The following is a 1305-nucleotide window of genomic DNA, read 5'->3' as shown; positions in this document are numbered from 1 at the left end:
CTTATGCGTTCTAAAAGAACGCGTGTAAAAACCATAATCGACCTTCGTCGATTTTTTATCTTAGTTTTAAGTAATCGGTGTTGTAGCACAGATATAAAAATTAATACTACATTTATTAGAATCGGCGTTGTGGCGCAGATACAAAAATTAATACTACACGAACTAGAATCGACGTTGTAGCGTAGATATAAAAATTAATACTGCATCGAAATTTAACTAAGATTTAAGCTACTAGTTTTTTACTAGTAGCTTTTTTATTTTTAAAATTTTAAATGCCTTTATTTTGAATTTTAAGGGGGTATTTTAAAGATTTAGGGGTAAATCATATAGTTTTATACCTAAAAACCTACACAAGCTTTTAAAACGTAAATATGAACCAAATAAATATATTCTAATTCCACAAACTAAAATTTGATCAAAACCAGTGACTAATTTTTTAGACACTGCCCATTTACATGCAAATTTAAAAATTGGCATAAAAACTGGTCAACCATGCCGGTTGGACGCTATAGTTCCCGCAGGGGAAAAAAGACATAAAAAAACGCTAGCTTTTAAGCTAACGTTTCAAATCTTTTAAGTAATAATTTTGTTTTTCAAAATTCCAAATTGCCGTAATTGAATGTGCTTTTTCTTCTTCATCCGTTGTTTTATCTTCGTCACTTGTATTAATTAAATTGCCATCTTCAACATCATCTAAATTTAAAATTTTATGTTTTTGTTTAAGCAAACCACCATAACTCAACATACGTTTTCGATATAAACCTTTTTCTAAATCATTTACGATTTCTTGATTTTTTTCGTCATCATCAGTTAAAAAATCAGATGACTTAACCGAATATTTTGAGGTTTCTTTGATTGCTGCTTGAATATCTTTATCGCCTTTTTGATTTGGTTTGATCGCTTTAATATTTGCTACTGGTCGATAATTAACTTGTAATGCTTTTTGCCAAAAATCAATCCAATCATTTTGCGAAATATAATTTTCAAAACCTCTAAAATACTTACTTTCAACACATAATAAGACATGCATATGTTGATTATAACTACCATCATTTTTATTAACTGTAACTTCTGTTGAACGCATGAAACCAATTAAGTTTTTACTAACTTTTTTATATTTAAATAATCTTCTAAAAGATTCAGTTAAATGCTTTAAACTTCGTTCTAAAGTATCTCCATCTATCGCATTTCGTGTTGATAGAGTAAGAAATAACCACCGAGCTTTAGGCTTTTCTTTTACCACTTCTTCAATCACTTTTTGAGCTTGATAACTATTTTTCATAGCACGCCTCCAATTACAAACTG

The 1305-nt window shown here is 29.1% G+C and carries 1 protein-coding gene; it reads right to left on the bottom strand.

Going from position 1 to position 1305, the window contains the following annotated elements:
- Positions 1-556: 556 nt before the first annotated feature.
- Positions 557-1305, bottom strand: a 749-nt coding sequence (locus CD128_RS04120; RefSeq protein WP_231917253.1) for a protein rep, incomplete at its 5' end; no start/stop codon positions are given.

This window comes from Staphylococcus croceilyticus, assembly GCF_002902575.1.
GTDB classification, from domain to species: domain Bacteria; phylum Bacillota; class Bacilli; order Staphylococcales; family Staphylococcaceae; genus Staphylococcus; species Staphylococcus croceilyticus.
The sequence above is the reverse complement of the archived record's forward strand: the minus strand, read 5'-3'. Positions and strand labels throughout refer to the sequence as shown.